This is a genomic window from Devosia sp. FKR38, assembly GCF_005222805.1.
Taxonomy (GTDB): Bacteria; Pseudomonadota; Alphaproteobacteria; order Rhizobiales; family Devosiaceae; genus Devosia.
In genome coordinates, this window is the sequence record NZ_STGC01000005.1 from 880073 (window position 1) to 895583 (window position 15511).

At 66.7% G+C, this 15511-nt stretch carries 19 protein-coding genes; 4 read left to right on the top strand and 15 right to left on the bottom strand.

Annotation, left to right across the window (positions count from 1 at the left end; translation table 11 throughout):
- Positions 1-3: 3 nt before the first annotated feature.
- The 4 genes from E8M79_RS09275 to E8M79_RS09290 are packed head-to-tail and all read left to right on the top strand — an operon-like array spanning position 4 to position 3265.
- Complete coding sequence (locus E8M79_RS09275) at positions 4-825, top strand: carbohydrate ABC transporter permease (RefSeq protein ID WP_137151638.1); 822 nt, start codon at positions 4-6, stop codon at positions 823-825.
- A 12-nt stretch (positions 826-837) separates the two neighbouring features.
- Positions 838-1983 (top strand): sn-glycerol-3-phosphate ABC transporter ATP-binding protein UgpC, encoded by a 1146-nt coding sequence (gene ugpC / locus E8M79_RS09280; RefSeq protein WP_137151639.1) that lies wholly within the window; start codon positions 838-840, stop codon positions 1981-1983.
- A 2-nt stretch (positions 1984-1985) separates the two neighbouring features.
- On the top strand, positions 1986-2672 hold the full coding sequence (locus tag E8M79_RS09285; protein WP_137151640.1) for an isochorismatase family cysteine hydrolase: 687 nt from the start codon (positions 1986-1988) through the stop codon (positions 2670-2672).
- Positions 2672-3265 carry an isochorismatase family protein gene (locus E8M79_RS09290; RefSeq protein ID WP_137151641.1) on the top strand — a complete coding sequence of 198 codons (594 nt, stop codon included), beginning with the start codon at positions 2672-2674 and terminating at the stop codon, positions 3263-3265. Before E8M79_RS09285 ends, E8M79_RS09290 begins: the two co-directional genes overlap by 1 nt.
- A 13-nt stretch (positions 3266-3278) precedes the next feature.
- Here the strand turns inward: E8M79_RS09290 and E8M79_RS09295 are convergent, their stop codons facing one another.
- The 15 genes from E8M79_RS09295 to E8M79_RS09365 form a co-directional block, all read right to left on the bottom strand.
- Positions 3279-4853: a DHA2 family efflux MFS transporter permease subunit gene (locus E8M79_RS09295; RefSeq protein WP_137151642.1), complete on the bottom strand. Its 1575-nt coding sequence runs from the start codon at positions 4851-4853 to the stop codon at positions 3279-3281.
- Between the two features lie 49 nt (positions 4854-4902).
- Positions 4903-6054, bottom strand: coding sequence for an HlyD family secretion protein (locus E8M79_RS09300; RefSeq protein ID WP_137151643.1), 1152 nt, complete (start codon positions 6052-6054; stop codon positions 4903-4905).
- A 1-nt stretch (position 6055) separates the two neighbouring features.
- The gene (locus E8M79_RS09305) at positions 6056-6526 is read right to left on the bottom strand and encodes a MarR family transcriptional regulator (protein WP_137151644.1); all 471 of its coding nucleotides are present in this window, start codon (positions 6524-6526) and stop codon (positions 6056-6058) included.
- 186 nt (positions 6527-6712) lie between these two features.
- Positions 6713-7135 (bottom strand): arsenate reductase (glutaredoxin), encoded by a 423-nt coding sequence (gene arsC / locus E8M79_RS09310; protein ID WP_137151645.1) that lies wholly within the window; start codon positions 7133-7135, stop codon positions 6713-6715.
- Positions 7132-8193, bottom strand: coding sequence for an ACR3 family arsenite efflux transporter (arsB, locus tag E8M79_RS09315; protein WP_137151646.1), 1062 nt, complete (start codon positions 8191-8193; stop codon positions 7132-7134). The genes arsC and arsB overlap by 4 nt, the downstream gene beginning before the upstream one ends.
- Before the next feature lie 24 nt (positions 8194-8217).
- Complete coding sequence (locus tag E8M79_RS09320) at positions 8218-8745, bottom strand: arsenate reductase ArsC (protein ID WP_137151647.1); 528 nt, start codon at positions 8743-8745, stop codon at positions 8218-8220.
- Entirely contained in the window at positions 8738-9094 is a 357-nt protein-coding gene (locus E8M79_RS09325) for a metalloregulator ArsR/SmtB family transcription factor (RefSeq protein ID WP_137151648.1), read from the bottom strand. The genes E8M79_RS09320 and E8M79_RS09325 overlap by 8 nt, the downstream gene beginning before the upstream one ends.
- Before the next feature lie 66 nt (positions 9095-9160).
- Entirely contained in the window at positions 9161-10078 is a 918-nt protein-coding gene (locus E8M79_RS09330; RefSeq protein ID WP_137151649.1) for an energy transducer TonB, read from the bottom strand.
- A complete protein-coding gene (locus tag E8M79_RS09335) occupies positions 10078-10521 on the bottom strand; it encodes an ExbD/TolR family protein (protein ID WP_248304954.1) in 444 nt (147 codons plus the stop codon). The genes E8M79_RS09330 and E8M79_RS09335 overlap by 1 nt, the downstream gene beginning before the upstream one ends.
- Before the next feature lie 5 nt (positions 10522-10526).
- Positions 10527-11216: a protein TolQ gene (tolQ, locus tag E8M79_RS09340; RefSeq protein ID WP_137151651.1), complete on the bottom strand. Its 690-nt coding sequence runs from the start codon at positions 11214-11216 to the stop codon at positions 10527-10529.
- 3 nt (positions 11217-11219) lie between these two features.
- Positions 11220-11645: a hypothetical protein gene (locus tag E8M79_RS09345; RefSeq protein WP_137151652.1), complete on the bottom strand. Its 426-nt coding sequence runs from the start codon at positions 11643-11645 to the stop codon at positions 11220-11222.
- A complete protein-coding gene (locus tag E8M79_RS09350; RefSeq protein WP_137151653.1) occupies positions 11646-12467 on the bottom strand; it encodes a heme ABC transporter ATP-binding protein in 822 nt (273 codons plus the stop codon). It abuts the gene before it with no gap.
- Between the two features lie 4 nt (positions 12468-12471).
- The gene (locus E8M79_RS09355; RefSeq protein WP_137153321.1) at positions 12472-13575 is read right to left on the bottom strand and encodes an iron ABC transporter permease; all 1104 of its coding nucleotides are present in this window, start codon (positions 13573-13575) and stop codon (positions 12472-12474) included.
- A gap of 13 nt (positions 13576-13588) precedes the next feature.
- Positions 13589-14455, bottom strand: a complete 867-nt coding sequence (locus E8M79_RS09360; protein ID WP_137151654.1) for an ABC transporter substrate-binding protein — start codon at positions 14453-14455, stop codon at positions 13589-13591.
- Positions 14456-14463: 8 nt separating this feature from the next.
- Entirely contained in the window at positions 14464-15507 is a 1044-nt protein-coding gene (locus tag E8M79_RS09365) for a ChuX/HutX family heme-like substrate-binding protein (RefSeq protein ID WP_171015800.1), read from the bottom strand.
- Between the last annotated feature and the right edge of the window lie 4 nt (positions 15508-15511).

Below are 15511 nucleotides of genomic sequence, written 5' to 3' on the forward strand. Positions count from 1 at the left end.
GCCATGGCTCAGGTTTCCGGACGTCAGGTCTTTGCCGAGCGCACGGCAGTGCTGCTCATCACTATCGTGATGCTGCTGCCGGTGGTCTGGTTGATCACCACGGCCTATAAGCCGTCCAACCAGATCTTCTCGATCCCGCCGCGGCTCGACTTCCAGCCGACGCTCGACCAGTTCCGCAATATCTTTGGCTATTTCGACGTTGTGTCGCTGCTGCGCTCGTCGGTGGCGATCAGCGCGGGCACGACCGTGCTGTCGCTGCTGCTGGGCGTGCCCTGTGGCTATGCGCTGGCCCGGTCGCGGTCGCGCTATGCCACCGGCTTTGCCTATTTCTTCCTCGCCATCCGCATGGTGCCGGCGATCGCCTCGCTGATCCCGTTCTACCTGATGATGCGCGACATTGGTCTCTTGGGCAGCTGGTGGGCGGTGGTCATCATCAACACCATGCTCAACTGCGCCTTTGTCACCTGGATGATGTTCTCCTATTTCCGCGCCTTGCCGCGCGACATGGAAGAGGCGGCGCTGACCGATGGCTGCACGCAATTGGGCGCCTTCTTCAAGGTGGCCGTGCCGGCGGCGCGCTCGGGCATCATCGCCTGCGTGCTGTTCTGCGTGATGTTCTCCTGGAACGACTTTTTATACCCCATGTTCCTGACCACGCTGGATTCCAAGCCGCTGTCGGTGGCCCTGCTGACCGCCTATGGCACCAAGGACATCACCTGGGGCTCGCTCGGCGCCCTGGCGCATTTCTCCACCATTCCCATCGTCCTGATGGCGTTGTTCCTGAACCGTTATTTCGTTCAGGGCGCCACCAACGGCGTGCAGTAGGAGCCCATCGCAATGGCGCAAATCTCGTTCCGCAATGTGTTCAAGAGCTACGAGGGCGGCCACACCGCCGTGCGCGACCTGAACCTCGATATCGCTGATGGCGAGTTCATGGTGCTGGTCGGTCCCTCCGGCTGCGGCAAGACCACGGCGCTGCGCATGATCGCGGGGCTGGAGGATATTTCGGGCGGCGAACTGCTGATCAATGGCGAGCGCGCCAATGATCTGGCGCCGCGCGACCGTAACATCGCCATGGTGTTCCAGAGCTATGCGCTCTATCCGCACCTCAGCGTCGCCGACAATATCGGCTTTGGCCTCAAGGTCCGCGGCATGTCGCGCGACGAGATTACCGCCAAGGTGAAAAAGACCGCCGAACTGCTCGAGCTCACCGACTATCTCGAGCGCAAGCCGGCCAAGCTGTCGGGCGGCCAGCGCCAGCGCGTCGCCATGGGCCGGGCCCTGGTGCGCTCGCCCAATGCCTTTTTGATGGATGAGCCGCTGTCCAATCTCGACGCGCGGCTGCGCGGACAGATGCGCGCCGAAATCGCCAAGCTGCAGCGCATGAGCGCCGTGACCACCGTCTATGTGACGCATGACCAGGTCGAGGCCATGACCATGGGCCACCGCGTGGCGGTGATGAACAAGGGCGCGTTGCAGCAGCTCGATACGCCGCGCAATCTCTATGACCACCCGGTCAACCTCTTCGTCGCCAGCTTCATCGGCTCGCCGCCGATCAATTTCTTTGAAGGGATGGTGGGGCAGGTGGATGGCGCGCCAGTGGTCAAGCTGGGCAGTTTCACCCTGCCGCTGGGCGCCTTTGCCGCGCGGGCGGCGACCTATCACGACCGCAAGGTGATCGTCGGCATTCGCCCCGAGGCGCTGAAGCTGACCGAAGCCACGGAGGGCATGGGCATCATCGCGGCGCGCACGGCCTTTGTCGAGGATCTGGGCGCGACGCTATTGGTACAGCTCGATGTCGATGCGGCCAATCTGGTGCAGGCCAGCGTCGCCGAGGAGGAGGATGATCTCAAGGCCATCCGCCCCCGCATGCGGGCGATGATCGACGGCGTGCTGGCCATCGCGCCGGGTGATGTCCTGAGCTTTGCCGTTGATCCCGCCGCCATTCACCTCTTCGACGCCGATACCGGCATGGCCTTGTAGCGATGGGGCTTTCAGCGCCGTTCTGGCCCTCGATCCAGCCGTTTGATGTGCGCCGCTCGGCGCTGGTCATCATCGATATGCAAGTCGATTTCTGCGCGCCCGGCGGCTGGGTCGACCAATTGGGTGAGGATGTATCCAATACCCGGGCGGTGATCGGCCCGATCGCCGAGGCACTGGCCGATGCAAGGGCGGCGGGCATGGTGGTGGTGCATACCCGCGAGGGCCACAAGCCCGATCTCTCCGACCTGCCGGCCAACAAGCAATGGCGCACACGGGCGCATGGGCTGGGCATTGGCGACCGCGGTGCCAGCGGCCGCATCCTGGTGCAGGGCGAGCCGGGCTGGCAGATCATCCCCGAACTGGCGCCACGGCCGGGGGAGATCATCATCGACAAGCCCGGCAAATCCTCCTTCTATCGTACTGACCTCGAGGACCAGTTGCGGGCGCTGGGTATCACGTGCCTAGTGGTGACTGGGGTGACCTCGGACTGCTGCGTGCAATCCACCATCCGCGATGGCTTCGAGCGCGGATTCGAATGCGTCCTGCTGGCCGATTGCACGGCGGCGGTGGAGACGCAGAACCATCTGGCGACGCTCGACATCCTCAGCGCCTTTGGGGGACGTTGGGGAAAGATATCTGACAGGTTCGCCTTCCGGCAGGTGATCGCTGGCGCTGGGAGGGGCGGGTGATGCCGCGTTCCGGCCCGGCTTTGGCCCACAAAAGCGTCGCGGCAGACCCCTATAGCTGGCCGTTTGACGGGCAATGGTCCAGCGGGGACACGGCGCTTTTGCTGCTTGGGCTGCAACAATGCGCCGTCGATGCACTGCAGGCCCGCGAGGCCGTGTTGGCAGCGCGCGACCTGCTGTTGCTGGCCCATGAGCAGGACATCGCCATCTATGCAGCGCGACGGGAGGCGGGGCCGGACAGCGATGCGGCGCCGGCGGCCTGGCAATGGGCCCGCGATATCGCGCTGCCCGAAGATGCCGAGATCATCACCCATGCCGGCGACAATGCCTTCTACCGGACCGGGCTCGAAGCCAGTCTGCGGTCTGCCGGCATCCGCAACCTGCTGATTGCCGGCCTGCCGACCGATGGGCTGGTGCATGCCACCCAGCGCACGGCCAATGACATGGGCTTTGAGTGCCTGGCCATTTCCGATGCCTGCGCCGGCACCACGCCTGCCCGCCACGCAGCGCAATTGCGCATCACCATTTTTGGCAATGGCCTGTTCGGCGCCGTCGCCGATTTGGCCGCGGTGCGCGCGGCGCTCAATCCAGCTTAGGCCAGTGCCAGGACTAGTCCGCCATGGCGTGGGCGCGTTCGAGGGCTTTTTCTTCTTCGGTCTGCGGCCGGGCAGCCTTCTTGGGGCCGCGCATCAGCAGGATCAGCGGCACGACGGCGAGGCTGAGTAATAGCATCAGCCAGAAATCGTCGAGATAGCTCAGCATGGCCGCCTGCTGGGTGACCATGCCATTGACGATGGCGGTGATCTGCGGGTTGCCCACCAACAGGCCCGGCATCTGGTTCATCACATTCTGCGAGGTGGCGGTGATGCGGGCGGCCAGCTCGGCATGGTTGACCTGCATCATGCTCGACAGCACGGCAGTGACCACCGAGATGCCGACGCCCTGGCCCATGTTGCGCACCAGGGCGAACATCGAGGTGGCGTCGCCGCGGAAGCGGGGGGCGATGGTGGCAAAGGCCATGGTCGAGAGCGGCACGAACAGGAACCCCATGCCAAAGCCCTGCAGCATGCCAGTGGTAACCACGGGCCAGAAATCCATCTGCAGGCTGAACTTGGTCATTTCATAGAGTGACCAGGCCATGCAGACCACGCCGAACATCATCATGATGCGGGCGTCGACCTTGCCGCTCAGGCGCCCCACGATCATCATCGACACCAGGGTCGCGACGCCGCGCGGCGCCATGATGACGCTCGAAAAGATCACCGGATAGCCCATCAGCGACTGCAGCAACGGCGGCAGCAGGGCAAGGCCGGAGAACAGCGTGATGCCCACCACGAACATCATCACCGACGCCAGCATGAAGTTCAGGTCTTTGAAAATGCGGATGTCGATGAAGGGATTTTCATCGGTCAGGCAATGGATGATGAAGACCCAGAGACCGGCGATGACGAGGCCCAGCTCGATCCAGGTTTCGGTCGAGGCGAACCAGAAATTGTCGGCGCCGCGATCGAGCATCAATTGCAGCGCACCGACGCTGAGCGCCAGCATGCCAAAGCCGAAGAAGTCGAAGCGGCGCAGCTTGATCTCGGTCTTGGGCATGAAGGTGAACAGCATCACCACGGCCGCCACGCCCACTGGCAGGTTGATCAGGAACACCCAGCGCCAGTCAAAGCTCTCGGTGAGCCAGCCGCCCAGGGTCGGCCCGATGATGGGGGCCACCATGATGCCCATGCCATAGATGGCCATGGCCTGGCCGATCTTCTCCTTGGGATTGATGTTGAGCAGCACGGTCTGCGCCAGCGGCGCGATGACGGCGCCGAACAGGCCCTGCAGCACGCGGAACAGCACCATTTCGGGCAGGCTCGTGGCAATGCCGCACAGGGCCGAGGCCACGGTGAAGCCGATGACGGCAATCAGGAACAGCCGCTTCTGGCCCAGCCGGTCAGCCAGCCAGCCGGTGAGCGGCGTGGCGATGGCGGCGGCCACGATATAGGAGGTCAGGACCCAGGTGATCTCGTTCTGCGCCGCGCCGAGCGAGGCGGCCATATGCGGCAGCGCCACATTGGCGATTGTGGTGTCGAGCACCTGCATGATGGTGGCCAGCATCAGCGCGGCGGTGAGCAGCGTCTTGTTCTTGACCACGACGGCCGGGGCCGAAAGTGTCGGCGGAATAGTGCTGGCCATGAGGGCCTCCAGAGGGGGAGTGTGCCCGGACCAAACCCGGGCGCGCCGCTTACAGCCCGCGCAGCTTGTCCAGCGTCGAGCGGCCGGTATCGACCGTGACGGTGGCGCTCATGCCGGTGCGCAGCACCTCGCCGCCAGTGTCGTCGAGGGCAATGCGCACAGGCACGCGCTGCACCACCTTGACCCAGTTGCCGGTGGCATTCTGCGCCGGGATCAGGGCGAATTCGGAGCCCGTGGCAGCGCTGAAGCTCTCGACATGGCCATGCAGCGGCTCGGCATAGGCATCGAGCCGGACATCGACGATCTGGCCCACTTCAAGCGCGGCCAGCTGGGTTTCCTTGAAATTGGCCTGCACCCAGGTGTCGCTGGTTTCCACCAGCGCCGCGATCATGGCGCCGGCCGCGATGAACTGCCCGACATTCAGGCTCGACACATTGGAGACAATGCCGTCGGCCGGGGCCAGAACGGTGGTCTTGCTCAGATTGCGCTGCGCCTGTTCGACGGCGGCGAGCGCCGCCAGCACCATGGGATGATCGTCGGTGGCAATGCTGGCGTCGCCGGCCAGGGCCGCCGTGGCAGCGGCGAGCTGCTGGTTGGCCAGATCGACCGCGGTCTGGGCCTGCTGCAGGGCGAGCCTGGAATCATCGAGCGAAGAATTGGCGTTAACGCCTTGGTTCACCAGGCTTTTGGTGCGATCGAAGGTCGACTGGCGAATGGCCAGCGTCGCCTGGGCGGCCTGCATCTGAGCCTTGGCAGTGCCGACGCTGACCTTGAGCTGCTCGACATTGACGCGGGCCGAGGCCAGAGCCGCCTCGGCCTGGCTGAGGGCGATCTTGAACGGGCTGGGATCGATGATGAAGAGCACATCGCCCGCCTCGACCACCTGATTGTCGGTGACCCGCACCTCGGAGACGCGACCCGAGACATCGGCGCTCAGCGACAGCTTGGCCTGCTGCACATAGGCATTGTCGGTCTCTTCATAGCGGCCACCGGTGAGCCAGAACCAGCCGCCGCCGGCCAGCAGCAGCAGGGGCACGCCGGCCATCAGCACAAAGCGGCCGCCGCCACGGCGCTTGGCCGCGGCTTCGGGGGCTGGGGCAGCCGCCGCGGGCGCCTCGACGGCGGGCGTGGCCGGCACCGGGCGCAGCTTGGTTTCCGGAGCGGCCTGGGCCTGGGTCGGTGGGGTCACGCGTGCATTCATGTCAGGAGGCTTTCCCTGTTTGGGCAAGGTCTTGGTTATGGTCAATAAGATTGGTGCGGACCCGGCCAAGATGCTGGCTGAGCGCGGCAATATCGTCTGCTGACAGGCCCTGGATGGCCCGCTGGAACACTTCGGCGCCGATATGGCTGGTCTGCTCGACCAGCGCCAGGCCGGCAGGGGTGAGCCGGGCCAGCTTGGCGCGGCTATCGTCGGGATGCACGAAGCGCTCGATCAGGCCGCGTTTGTCCAGCCGGTCAAGAATGCCGCTCAGCGTCATGGCGTCGATGTCCAGATGCGCCGACAGCGCCACCTGGGTGATGTCGCCCTGTTTGTGTATGGTGCTGAGCGCCTTCCACTGCGGCAGCGTCACGCCAAAACTCTTGGCCGCGTCTTCAAAACGCCGGCGCAGCAGCCGGGACACATCCGACATCAGCGTGCCCATCGCCCGTTGCGATTCAGTCAACCCGTCCATCGGTCATTTCCATAAGCGCACTTATAATAGGAGCGCATATAGTAAGTGTACTTGCTAAGTCAATGACGCGGCTGCATGCCTGCCATGCCAAAAGGAGCCAGGCTGCTGTGAGCCCACAAGAAAAACGGCGCGCCGGAGGGGCGCGCCGTGGGTCGGGCAGGGGCAGATGCGATGCGACGGCTGCGATCAGCGCAGGCGCTGACCGCTTGCGTCGATGATCACTTCGCCATCTTCCTTGGTGAAGGGGCCGATCTCGGGGTTTTCGAGAATGTCGAGCACCACTTCGGACGGGCGGCACAGCCGCGTACCGATGGGGGTTTCGACGAACGGCCGATTGAGCAGAATCGGATGCTCGGCGATGGCGGCCAGCAGGGCCTCGTCGCTCAGGCTCATGTCATCCAGGCCGAGGTCCTGATAGGGCGTGTCCTTGGTGCGCAGAGCGGCGCGCAGGGTCATGTCGGCGGACTGGACCAGTTCCATGATGCGGGCGCTGCTGGGCGGGGTCTTGAGATATTCGATCACGATGGGCTCAACGCCGGACTGGCGGATCATGGCCAGCGTGTTGCGCGAGGTGCCGCACTCGGGATTGTGATAGATGGTGACGCTCATGGCGCGGACCTCGTTGCAGGATTGCGTTTGACGGCGGCGCCGGCCTCGTACCAGCCGCGCGAGCGGTTGACGATATAGACCACCGACAGCATGACCGGCACCTCGACCAGCACGCCTACCACGGTGGCCAGCGCAGCGCCGGAGTTGAAGCCGAACAGGCTGATCGCCGCGGCGACGGCCAGTTCGAAGAAGTTGGAGGCCCCGATCAGCGCCGACGGACCGGCCACGCAATGCTGCTCGCCGCTGATGCGGTTGAGCAGATAGGCCAGGCCGGAGTTGAAATAGACCTGGATCAGGATGGGCACCGCCAATAGCAGGATGACCAGCGGCTGGGCGATGATCTGTTCACCCTGGAAGCCGAACAGCATGACCAGGGTCAGCAGCAGCGCGGCGATCGAAACCGGCTGCAGCACAGCCAGCACACGGGTCATGGCCTCCGGACCGCCCGAGGCCAGCAGCCAGCGGCGCAGCAGCTGCGCGGCGATCACCGGCACCACGATATAGAGCCCGACTGACAGCATCAGCGTATCCCAGGGGACGGTGATGGCCGAAAGGCCGAGCAAGAGGCCCACCAGCGGGGCGAAGGCCACGATCATGATGGCGTCGTTGAGGGCGACCTGGCTGAGCGTGAAATGCGGCTCGCCCTTGGTGAGGTTGGACCAGACAAACACCATGGCGGTGCAGGGCGCGGCGGCGAGGATAATCAGCCCGGCGATATAGCTGTCGATCTGCCCGGCCGGCAGATAGGGACGGAACAGCCAGCCGATGAACAGCCAGCCCAGCAGCGCCATCGAGAAGGGCTTGACCGCCCAGTTGATGAACAGTGTCACCCCGATGCCGCGCCAATGGCTGCCGACATGGCGCAGGCTGGCGAAATCGATGCGCAGCAGCATGGGAATGATCATCAGCCAGATCAGGCCCGCCATGGGCAGGTTGACCTTGGCATATTCCAGCGCGCCGATGGCCTGGAACAGGCCGGGCAGGAAATGGCCGGCGGCGATGCCGGCCACGATGCACAGGGCCACCCAAAGCGTCAGGTAGCGTTCAAAGATGGACATGGGAACCTTGCAGGTTGGCGCCGGTCAGGCGGGGCTGGAGGATTTGGTGGTCGCGCCATCCATGGCGCCGATGCCCTGGAGCCGGGAACTCAGCGCCAGACGGTCCAGGCTGGCCAGCGGCAGATTGGCGAAAGCGGCGATGCGATTGCGCAGAAAACGCAGCGTATCCTCAAAGGCCGCACGCTGCTTGAATTCGGGCCCGGCAACAGCGGCTGGATCCTCAAGGCCCCAATGGGCGGTCATTGGATGGCCCGGCCAGACGGGGCAGGCTTCGCCCGCGGCATTGTCGCAGACGGTGAAGATGAAATCCATCTGTGGCGCGCCGGGCAGGGCGAACTCGTCCCAGGCCTTGGAGCGCAGGCCTTCGGTGGAGATACCGGCCTTTGCCAGCACCTCAAGGCTCATCGGATGCACCGCGCCCTTGGGCGTGGAGCCGGCCGAGAAGCCGTGGAACCGGCCCTGGCCGACATGGTTGAGCAAGGCCTCGCCCAGAATGGAGCGGGCCGAATTTCCAGTGCAGAGAAACAGGACATTATAGACGCGGTCAGACATGGCTCGGTTCCTTGGGAGCACAGCAGGGGGTGAATTCGGCGATCAGCGGCTGACACAGTTCCGGCCGGCCGCCGCAGCAGTCCTGCACCAGAAAACTGGTGATCTGCCGTGCGCGCTCGATGACGGCGCGATAGACGATCGAGCGGCTCTGCCGCTCGGCCTCGACCAGCCCGGCCCGGGCCAGAATGGCCAGATGGGTGGAGAGCGTGTTCTGCGGAATATCGAGTTGTCGCGCGATGTCGCCCGCGGCCACGCCGGCCGGCTCATGGGCCATCAACAACTCAAAGGCCGCCAGCCTGGTGGGCTGCGACAGGGCGGTGAACACGGCAAGGGCGTCTGTAGATTCCATATATCCAGAATAGTCGATATATCGCTGGCGTCAAGTCTGCTGAAGCGGTGTGCAGGCCGTTACGCGTCAGCCGCCGAAGGCCAGGGGGACGTCGAAGGTCCAGCTGCTGCGGTCGGCACCGGCCGGGATCGGCGGGAAGGGCGCGGCGCGCTCAACCAGGGCCTGGCCCGCAGCATCCAGGTCCGGCTTGCCCGAGCTGCGCGCAATGCTGACGCTTTTGAGGGCGCCGCTGGCCGTGACGGTGAAGCGCACCACCAGTTCGCCGCGCGCGCCGCCATGGCGCATGGCCCGCTTCAGCCGGTTGATGACCTGGCTGGGATAGCGCGCCACCTCGGCACTGCCGCCGCTGCCACTGTTGGCAGCGCGGGGCGGCGCGCCGCCGGCCGAAGCGGTGGCATCGGCCTGGCTGTCGCCGTCATTGCCGGCAGTCGCGGCGGCGGCTTTGGGCGGCGTCTGCGCTGGCGTCTGCCGGGGCGCCTCGCGCGGTGGCGTGCGGTTGGGCGGACGCTGGGACAGCGGCCTTGGCATGACCGGCGGCGTGGTTTCGGTCGGCGTATCGAGTGGCGCGAGACTGGGGGCCGGGGCGGTTTCCACGACGCGGGCGTCGGTGCTGCTGAGGGCGGCGACCAGCGAGGGCACCGGCTCAGGCGCGAGCGGCTCAATGGTCTGCGGCGCCAGGGGCGCCGGGGCGACCGGTTCAAGCGCCGCCTGGGCCAGGGGCGCGACGGGCTCGGGCGTCAGGGTGTCGAGCGGTTCAGGCCGGGCTTCGACCGTCTCCGGACCGCCGGCCGACCGGCTTGAGACGGCATCGCTGGCCTCGACCACAGCGCTGGCATTGCTGGCCACCGTCGAAAGGGGCACGACGGTGACGGTAACAGGCGCCGGCGCAGCGGCATCCTCGGGTTGCGGCCAGGACAGGCCGAAGACCAGCAGCGACACTGCCCCGGCATGCACCAGGGCCGAACCCGGCAGGGCTAAGCGCATCAGGGGCTCTCTTTGCGGTCGGTGATCAGCCCGATCTGGCCATGACCGGCAGCCGACAGCGCGCCCATCACCTCCATGATCGCGCCATAGGCCGTGCTGGCATCACCGCGCACATAGAGTCGTTCATCGGTGTTTTCGCCAACCAGCGTCTCGACGGTGGCGACCAGGTCGGCCATCACCACGGGACTGCCATCGATGGACAGGGCGCCATCGGTTGCCACGGTGACGGTGATCGGCTTGCGCGCGATCGGCATGGCCTGTGCTTCGGTCTTGGGCAGGTTGACCGGCACACCCATGGTCATCAGCGGTGCGGCGACCATGAAGACGATCAGCAGCACCAGCATGACGTCGACCATGGGGGTGACGTTGATCTCGCTGATCGGTGGCGCGCCGCTGCGGCTGCGCCCGCGACCGCCCCGTCCGCCCAGAGTATGGTTGACCATGCCCATCAGCTGGCCTTGCCGCTGTCGAGCTGGCGCGACAGCAGGGCCGCCAGGCGGTCGGCAAAGGCGCCCAGGCGATAGGTGAGGCGGCCGGCGTCGGCGCTGAGCTTGTTATAGGCGATGACGGCGGGGATGGCGGCCAGCAGGCCCAACGCAGTGGCCAGCAGGGCCTCGGCAATGCCCGGGGCCACCACGGCCAGGCTGGTGTTCTCTGCGCTGGCGATGGCGGTAAAGGCATTCATGATGCCCCAGACAGTGCCGAAGAGGCCGATGAAGGGGCCGGCGCTGCCAACGGTGGCCAGAATTCCCAGGCGCCTCTCCAGCGCCGACGCCTGCTCGGACACCGCCAGATCAAGCGCGATCTCGATCCGCCCGCGCAGGCCATCGGCCGTGGCGGCGTGCAGGGCATGGCTGCGGTCCCATTCCTCAAGGCCCGCGCCGAGCACGGCCGCGAGACCACCGGCATGGCTGCTGCCAAAGCGCTGGTGCAGCTCGGCAAGCGACTGGCCCTGGGCAAAGGCACGGTCGAACTCGCCCATCTGACGGCGCGCCCGGGCAAAGGCGGCGCTGCGATTGGCAATGATGGCCCAGCACCAGACGGAGGCGAGCAACAGGCCGATCATGATGGTTTTGACCACCCAGTCGGCCTGCAGGAAAAGGCCGAGCATGGAATAATCATGGGGTGCGGGGACCATGGGTCACACTCCAAAGGTGATGGCGGCGCGCGAACTGGTGACCAGGCCGGCAAGGCACGCGCCGGGTGCCAGGCCATCGCCGTCGCAGGCGGTGATATCATTGATCAGCACGCGCCCCAGATTGGCGCAGTCGAGCCCCGCCAGCTGGAACTGCAGCACCTTGCTCTTGCCCGGGCTGAGCGCCTTGAAGTCGAGCGTGACGATGCGCTCGATGGCGCCGGTGGCGTCGAACAGCGCTGTTTCCACCGCGGCGCGGCGCAGCTCGGTGGCAAAGCCGTTGACGGCCAGGAAGGTCACCTTGCAGCCGCCGTCCCCGGGCTGGACGGCATTGAGCTCGATGGCAAGGCCAGGGGCAACCGGCCGATCCTCGGCATGGGCGGGGCCAAGGCTGGTGGCAAGGACGACGGCAAGGGCAAACAGCGGGCGCATTCAGGCAACCTGGGCATGATGGGAAAAGGGGGCGAGCTGGGCCGACTGCGGCAGCACAAAGGGCTGGCCGGGGGCGGGCGTGGCGCCGACCCGCAGCGGCGCGTCGAACACAGCGCCAATGGTGGAGTCGGTCAGCACCTGGGCCGGTGGGCCATGGGCGACCAGCCGGCCAGCGGCGAGCGCCAGCAGATCATCGGCATACATGGACGCCAGGTTCAGATCATGCAGCACCGCCAGCACGCCGCCACCGGCATCGGCAAAGCGCCGCGCCACATCCATGACGATGAGCTGATGCTTGACGTCGAGGCTGGAGACAGGCTCGTCCAGGAACAGATAGCGCGGCTGTCCGTCGAGCACCGGCTGCCAGACCTGGCAGAGCACGCGGGCCAATTGCACCCGCTGCTGCTCGCCGCCCGACAGATCGCCATAATAGCGGGCGCCGAAGCCGGGCAGATCGACGGCCTCGAGCGCGCGTTCCGGTAGGCCATAGAGCGCCGCACCCAGGGGGCCAGGACGGCCGGCGCGAACGCCCATGGCGACCACTTCGCGCACGGTGAAGGGGAAAGGCAGGCTGGCCGATTGCGGCAGCACGGCGCGGCGGCAGGCGGCCTCGAGCGGGCTCATGCCGGCGATATCGCGGCCATCAATGCTGATGCGCCCGCTATAGGCATGGTCGCGGCACAGCGCCTTGAGCAAAGTGGACTTGCCCGAGCCATTGGGGCCGATGATGGCGGTGAGGCGCCCCGGGGCTGCGGCAAAGCTGATGTCGTTGAGAATGCGGCGGCCGCCCAGCACCACGCCCAGCCCGTCGATTGCAATCATGGCATCACCAGGAGAAGGCGGCGCGGCGCCGCAGCAGGATCCACAGGAAGAACGGGCCGCCAAAGGCCGCCGTGACAATGCCGATCGGCAGTTCGGCCGGGGCGACAATGGTGCGGCTGAGCGCATCGGCCAGCAGCAGGAAGCTTGCGCCGAGCAGGGCGGTGGCCGGCAGCAGATAGCGATGGTCGGGACCGATGACCAGGCGCAGCAGATGCGGCACAACAATGCCGACAAAGCCGATGCCGCCGCTGACGGCCACCGAGGCGCCGGTGGCTGCGGCCACGGCCAGGATGGTGATGCGCTTGAAGCGTTGCACTGGAACGCCGAGATGGGCGGCAGTGGCTTCGCCCAAGGTGAGGGCATTGAGCCCCTGCGCCAGAAAGGCCGAGGCACACAGGGCCAGGGCGATGATGGGCCCGGCAGCCGCGATCTTGACCCAGGTGGCGCCGGCCAGCGAGCCCATGCCCCAGAAGGTGAGGTCGCGCAGCTGCGCATCGCTGGCGACATAGACCAGGATGCCCGAAATGGCCCCGGCCAGCGCGCCCAGGGCAATGCCGGCCAGCAGCATGGTGGCAATGGCGGTCTGTCCGCTGCGGGTGGCGACGCGATAGAGAATGGCTGTGGTGAGCAGCCCGCCGCCAAAGGCCGCGACGGGCAGGGCGAAGATGCCCAGCGCCTGGGTGACGGGCGCCAGCACCGTGGTGCCCAGCACGATGACGCCCACGGCGCCCAGGGCCGAGCCGCTGGACACCCCGACCAGGCCGGGATCGGCCAGCGGATTGCGGAACAGGCCCTGCATCAGCAGGCCCGAGACGGCCAGGCCCGCCCCGATCAGCACGCCCAGCAGCATGCGCGGCAGGCGGATATTGAGCACCACGGCATGATCACGCGCCAGCGCCGCCGCATCGCCCTGGGCCCAGCCCAGTCCATGGGTGAGCAGGGACCAGGCCGAGGCGCCCGAGGCGCCGGTGGTCATCGACAGGGCCATGGCGACCAGCAGCAAACCGACCAGGACGACGATGGCCAGCCGTCCCAGCCGGCTGCGGTCGCCCTCGGCGCGCCGCTCGGCCGGGCCGATGCGCGGGGCATCCAGGGTCTGAGCCAGCATCGTCCCGGCCATGTCAGTGCGCGCCGTAGATCAGGGCCGACAGCTCGGCAGCCGCCGCAGCCGTGCGGGGGCCAAAGCCCAGCAGATAGGCGCCATCGAGGCGATAGATCGCCTTATTGCGCCCAGCCGGGGTGAGGGCCACGGCCGGATGGGCCAGCAGGTCGGCATCGGAGGCGCTGTGATCGCCGCCCCGGTCCATCATCAGAATGACATCGGGCGCCGCCGCGGTGATGGCCTCTTCCGAGAGGGCCTTGTAGCCGGGATAATCGGTGACGGCATTGACCGCGCCGGCCAGGGCGATGATGCCATCGGCAGCCGTGCCGGTGCCCGAGGCCTGGATCTGCCCGCCCTGGTTGGAGAGGATGAACAGCACGCGGCGCGGGGCGGCGATGGCGGACGTCTGCTTGGCCAGGGCCGCGAAATCGGCGTCCAGCCGGCTGGCCAGCGCTTCGGCCTTGTCGGGCACGCCCAGCGCCTGGCCGACGGCCCGCACCTTGGCGATGACGCCGGCGGCCGAAAAGCCCTCAGGCACGGTCTGGTAGGCAACGCCGGCATGGGCCAGCACATCGAGCGCATCGGGCGGGCCGCTGCCCTCGATCACCAGCAGGGCCGTCGGGCTGACCGAGAGCACGCCCTCGGGCGCCAGCTGGCGCATATAGCCCACATCGGGCAGCGCCTGGGCGGCAGCCGGATAGGTCGCGGTCTGGTCACGGGCGACCAAGAGCCGCTCCTCGCCCAGCGCATAGATGATCTCGGTCAGCGAGCCGCCGATGGAAACCAGGCGCGAGGGATCGGCAAAGGGTGTCAGCTCCGCGGCCGACGCAGCGGCGGGGAGGGACAGCAGGGCGGCAAGCGCCAGGGAAGCAAGGGGAAAGCGCATGGCTGTGATCACGCTGCGTTGGAGGTGGAAAGGGCGGGCAGGGCCTCGACCAGGTCGCGCCAGCCGGCGCGCTCGTCGGTGCCTTCCTGACGCTGGCCGAAGAACTGGATGACCAGCTCGCGCCCGGCGTCATAGAGCTCGACCGAGGTGACATGCCCATCGGCGGTTGGCTTGCGCACCGCCCAGGCCGAGACGATCTGGTCGAGCCGCAGATGCAGGTGGAAGGTTTCGTCCATGACATTGAGCCAGGGGCCCATCGGGCTGACCGTGTGGATCGGGCCGGCATGGATCTGGATGCAGCCATGGTTGCCGACAAACACCATGATGGGCAGCGCGCTGGCGGCGGCCTGCTCGAAGAGCGCGGTGATGGCGGCATGGTCGAGCGGCCAGGCATAGTCGGTGCCCACCATTTCCAGCGCGTCGAGGCGCGGCAGGTTGAGCTTGCGCAGCATGGGGAAGAACTGGTGCGTATCGGTCATCGCTGCCCAGTGCTCGCGCAGGGTGGCCAGGCTCGCCGGCGTGCCGCTGGCTGCGGCCGGTGCGGCTTCGACCAGATCGAGCGTGTCGCTCTGCTCGGGGTGGCGGAGATTGTCGACCAGCACGCCCCAGGCTTCCAGATCCGTGCCCGGGCGGGCGTGGATCTTGTGGATCGCCATGCCCTGGGCGTCAAAGAACTGCAGCGAATGGCGGACGCTGCCGTCCACATTGCGCTTCTCCACGGCATAGCCATGGCTCCAGGGCTTGGGGAAGATGCGCAGGTCGATCTGTTCGCCCAGCACCATGGAAGCCATGGGGCCCAGGACAACCTTTTCATAGGGGCCGATCTTTTCGTGCACGGCGCTCTCATTGCGCGTCAGTGCCATGACTTCGCCCACGGCGGTGAGGCCGTTGAGCAGGGTGCCGATATCGGCCCGCAGGCGGATCGCGGTCTCGCCGACGGCGGCGGCAACCAGCTCGGCCTCGGAGATGGCATGGATGCGTGCGAAGTCGCGTTCACGCATGTCGGGGTGCTTGGCCCGCAGGGCACGGATGTCTTGGGCGGTCTTTCGCATGATG